This is a genomic window from Streptomyces sp. RP5T, from assembly GCF_003933965.1.
Classification (GTDB): Bacteria; Actinomycetota; Actinomycetes; order Streptomycetales; family Streptomycetaceae; genus Streptomyces.
This window is the reverse complement of record NZ_RSAJ01000732.1, coordinates 1-3,685: the sequence shown is the minus strand read 5'-3', so window position 1 is coordinate 3,685 and position 3,685 is coordinate 1. Positions and strand designations below refer to the sequence as shown.

The window sequence follows — 3,685 nt, the reverse complement described above, 5'->3', positions numbered from 1 at the left end:
CCCCCGCCTCCACCGACGTCCCCGAAGCCCTGGAGCGGCGAATGCCCGTACCGCTCCACGAGTTCGCGGCCCGGCAGCGTCGGCCGCGGCGGCGCGGGCCATGGTCCGCCGCCGACCCCACACCCCCAGCAAGCAGGAGAAGAGACCAATGATCTTCGGGCGTTCTGAGCGCGGCAAGCCCCCGGTCGAGCCCGTCACGCTCAAGATCCTGGTGGCCGGCGGCTTCGGCGTGGGCAAGACCACGTTCGTGGGCGCGGTCAGCGAGATCAGGCCGCTGCGCACCGAGGAGCTGCTCACCGAGGCAGGGCGCCCGGTGGACGACACGAGCGGTGTCGAGGGCAAGCGCACCACCACCGTCGCCATGGACTTCGGGCGCATCACCCTGCGCGAGGACCTGGTGCTGTACCTGTTCGGCACACCCGGACAGGAGCGGTTCTGGTTCATGTGGGACGAGCTCTCCGAGGGCGCCCTGGGAGCCGTCGTGCTCGTTGACACGCGTCGCCTGGAGGACTGCTTCGCCGCCGTCGACTACTTCGAGCGGCGCTCCATACCGTTCCTCGTCGGCGTCAACTGCTTCGACGGAGCGGCCCGTTACCCGGAGGAGGACGTACGGCAGGCTCTCGACCTCGACGAGGACGTGCCGGTGGTGCTGTGCGACGCCCGGGACAAGCAGTCCGTCAAGGACGTCCTCGTGGGCGTGGTCCAGCACGCGATGGCGTACTCGGCACGCCGGCGGCAGAGCGTCACCAGCTGAGCCGGGGTGCGGCCCGTACCCCCGCCGACAGGGGTACGAGCCGCGGCTGGACGGCACCACGCGCGCGTGCCTAGTTGTCGCCGTCCTCCTCCCAGCCGAAGCTCTTCTCCACGGCCTTGCGCCAGTTGTGGTACTGGCGGTCCCGGACGGACGCCTCCATGTGCGGTGTCCACTCGACGTCCTTCTGCCAGTGGGCCTTCAGCTCGTCGAGGTCGTTCCACACCCCCGTGGCCAGTCCGGCCGCGTACGCGGCGCCGAGGCACGTGGTCTCGGAGACCCTGGGCCGGACCACCGGCACGTCGAGCACGTCCGCCTGGTGCTGCATCAGCAGGTTGTTCTTGGTCATGCCGCCGTCCACCTTGAGGGTGGTGATCCGCACCCCGGAGTCCTGGTACATGGCGTCCACGACCTCACGCGTCTGCCAGCTCGTCGCCTCCAGCACGGCCCGTGCGAGGTGCGCCTTGGTGACGTACCGCGTCAGGCCCGTGACGACTCCGCGCGCGTCGGAGCGCCAATAGGGCGCGAACAGGCCGGAGAAGGCGGGCACGATGTACGCGCCGCCGTTGTCCTCGACACTGGCCGCGAGAGGCTCGATCTCGTCGGCGGTGCGGATGATGCCGAGCTGGTCGCGGAACCACTGGACCAGGGCGCCCGTGATCGCGATGGACCCCTCCAGGCAGTAGACCGGTGCCTCACCGCCGATCTTGTAGCCCATCGTCGTCAGCAGCCCGTTCTTCGACGGCACCGGCCGGTTGCCCGTGTTGAGCAGCAGGAAGGATCCCGTGCCGTAGGTGTTCTTCGCCGTGCCCACGTCGTAGCAGGCCTGTCCGAACACGGCGGCCTGCTGGTCGCCCAGCGCCGACGCCACGGGCACGCCCGCGAGTTGGCCGACCGCGGTGCCGTAGACCTCGGCGGAGGACCTGATCTCGGGCAGGACGGCGGCGGGCACGTTCATCGCGGACAGGATGGACTGGTCCCACTGGAGCGTCTCCAGGTTCATCAGCATGGTCCGTCCGGCGTTGGTCACGTCCGTGACGTGCCGCCCGCCGTCCGTGCCGCCGGTGAGGTTCCAGATCAGCCAGGAGTCGATGGTGCCGAAGGCGATCTCGCCGTTCTCGGCACGCGCGCGCAGTCCGGGCACGTTGTCGAGCAGCCAGGCCGCCTTGGGCCCCGAGAAGTAGGTGGCCAGCGGCAGCCCGGTCTGTTCGCGGAACCGGTCCTGCCCGTCCCGGCCGCCGAGCTGCTTGGTCAGGGCCGCGGTGCGGGTGTCCTGCCAGACGATCGCGTTGTGCACGGGTTTGCCCGTGGCGCGGTCCCACAGGACCGTCGTCTCGCGCTGGTTGGTGATGCCCAGGGCGCTGAGCTGGTCGGCCCGCAGCCCCGCCTTGGCGATCGCCCCGGCGACCACCGCCTGCACCTTGGACCAGATCTCGGTGGCGTCGTGCTCCACCCAGCCGGGCTTGGGGAAGATCTGGCGGTGCTCACGCTGGTCGACGGCCACGATCGCGCCGTCCTGGTTGAAGATGATGCAGCGGCTGGAGGTGGTGCCCTGGTCGATGGCGGCGACGAACTTGTCCGTCATGACGTCCCCTTCGTCGGTTCCTGCACGAGCTTCGTTTCACGAGGGCCGCGTTTGCCGGAAGGCGCGGTTTCACACAGGCGTGTTTCACACGGGCGGGTCTCAGAAGGCCGCGTTGAAGATCACCCCGGACAGCGCCCCGCCGATCAGCGGTCCCGCCACCGGGATCCACGCGTAACCCCAGTCCGAGGTGCCCTTGTTCGGGATCGGCAGCAGGGTGTGGACGATGCGCGGACCCAGGTCGCGGGCCGGGTTGATGGCGTATCCGGTGGGCCCGCCGAGCGACAGGCCGATGCCGACCACCAGGAAGGCGACGACGAGGACCGCGGTGCCGGACTCGCCGAGGCCCTTGGTGAGTCCGAAGGCGAGGATCGGCAGGACCAGGCCGACGGTCGCGATGATCTCCGTGACCAGGTTCGCCACGGGATTGCGGATCGCGGGAGCGGTGGCGAAGATCCCGAGCGTCGGCTGGGCGAGCTCGTCCTCGGCGTTGGCCCGGAACTGCGCGTAGTAGGTCAGCCAGCACAGGACCGCCCCGAGCATGGCGCCGGCCATCTGCCCCGCGATGTAGACCGGCACCTGGTCCCAGTCCCCGGTGTCGACGGCGATCCCGACGGTCACGGCGGGATTGAGGTGTCCGCCGGACAGGGGCGCCGCGGTGTACGCCCCGGCCAGCACGCCGAAGCCCCAGCCGAACGCGATGACGACCCAGCCGGCGTCCTTCGCCTTGGAGTAGTTGAGGACGACGGCGGCGACCACACCGGCGCCGAAGAGGATCAGAATCGCCGTACCGATGACCTCACCGAGAAATACGTCTCCGTTGCTCATGGCGGCTCCTAGGCCCTGGCCCGGGACGATCCCGCCCCGGTCCTCCGTGCAGGGTTGCGGTTCCCTTGGCGAACTGCCGAGGGCAGGGAGGATCCCGCGCCCCGCCCGGCGTCCGCGACGAGCGTGCCGTCGCAGCCGAATCGCCCGTGGGGGTATGGGCCTTGAGACGTGGGGGCCCGCGCGGCGTGGTGCCTGGAACGCCGAGAATGTACGGCGATGTCGACCGACACCGGAAGTGTTCACCGGGCCCCGGGGAGCGTCAAGGTTGCCGACGGCACCGGTTGGCACGGGCTGCTGAACCGCATCGGCCGACGGGCGCGCAGCAGGCGGAGCCCTGTCGGATCCGAGCCGCGTCAGCCCGGCTCAGCCACCGCGTACCCCGCCGGAGCCGCCCGCGTCCCCGTCCCGCGCCGGATCTCGTACCCGGACAGCCCTGCCCGCCCCACGACCCAGCCGGCGCCGCCGAGGGCCTTCGCGGCCTTCTTCAACGGGGCCAGACACGCGGCGGCCTCCCGGTGGTCCGC

The 3,685-nt window shown here is 70.6% G+C and carries 3 protein-coding genes and 1 pseudogene; 1 reads left to right on the top strand and 3 read right to left on the bottom strand.

Features of this window, described 5'->3' with window-relative positions; genetic code table 11:
• Positions 1–148: 148 nt before the first annotated feature.
• Complete coding sequence (locus EHS43_RS40045; protein ID WP_125195465.1) at positions 149–754, top strand: ATP/GTP-binding protein; 606 nt, start codon at positions 149–151, stop codon at positions 752–754.
• 70 nt (positions 755–824) lie between these two features.
• On the opposite strand, the gene glpK is transcribed toward EHS43_RS40045, so the two are convergent.
• From glpK to EHS43_RS48455, 3 genes and pseudogenes are all read right to left on the bottom strand, one after another.
• Positions 825–2,336, bottom strand: coding sequence for a glycerol kinase GlpK (gene glpK, locus EHS43_RS40040; protein ID WP_125195464.1), 1,512 nt, complete (start codon positions 2,334–2,336; stop codon positions 825–827).
• Between the two features lie 99 nt (positions 2,337–2,435).
• Positions 2,436–3,161 carry an MIP/aquaporin family protein gene (locus tag EHS43_RS40035; RefSeq protein WP_125195463.1) on the bottom strand — a complete coding sequence of 242 codons (726 nt, stop codon included), beginning with the start codon at positions 3,159–3,161 and terminating at the stop codon, positions 2,436–2,438.
• Between the two features lie 353 nt (positions 3,162–3,514).
• Positions 3,515–3,685 (bottom strand): annotated as a pseudogene (locus EHS43_RS48455) (diguanylate cyclase); the annotation flags it as partial.

Bases quoted from the DNA above. Each gene is read 5' to 3' on its own strand.
- EHS43_RS40045 (WP_125195465.1), top strand. From the start codon at position 149: ATGATCTTCGGGCGTTCTGAGCGCGGCAAGCCCCCGGTCGAGCCCGTC.
- glpK (WP_125195464.1), bottom strand. From the start codon at position 2,336: ATGACGGACAAGTTCGTCGCCGCCATCGACCAGGGCACCACCTCCAGC.
- EHS43_RS40035 (WP_125195463.1), bottom strand. From the start codon at position 3,161: ATGAGCAACGGAGACGTATTTCTCGGTGAGGTCATCGGTACGGCGATT.